Origin of the sequence: Corynebacterium lipophiloflavum DSM 44291 (assembly GCF_000159635.1) — a bacterium.
In the GTDB taxonomy this organism is placed as follows: domain Bacteria; phylum Actinomycetota; class Actinomycetes; order Mycobacteriales; family Mycobacteriaceae; genus Corynebacterium; species Corynebacterium lipophiloflavum.
The window spans coordinates 1-371 of sequence record NZ_GG667228.1 but is presented as its reverse complement, the minus strand read 5'-3'; the positions used below and the strand labels follow the sequence as shown (position 1 = coordinate 371).

Sequence of the window (371 nt, the reverse complement as noted above, 5' to 3'; positions counted from 1 at the left end):
AGTCGTCATGTTGCTCGGCGAGGACTGCGCCAACCAGGCGGATCACGGCGTCGCGGTTGGGGAAGATCCCGACGACGTCTGTGCGCCGGCGGATTTCACGGTTGAGCCGCTGAAGGTGGGTTGTTCGACCACACCTTGGTCCACACGGCTTTTGGCGTGTTGGTAAACGCGAGCAGGTCGTCGAGTGATTCCTCCAGGTAGTCGGCCACGTGCGGGAATTTCTGCTGGCAGAATTCCACCACGTCGTGGGCCTGTTTCCACACCGCTTGCGAGTCGGGTTGCTGGAAGATCGTATGGAACATCGCCGACACAGTCGGCCACTGGGTCTTCGGCACCATCGACGAGAGGTTCTTCGAAAAATGGGTGCGGCA

Annotated in this window: 1 pseudogene; it reads right to left on the bottom strand. The window is 60.4% G+C overall.

Annotated features, from left to right (window positions below):
* Positions 1–371: pseudogene (locus HMPREF0298_RS11310) on the bottom strand (transposase); the annotation flags it as partial.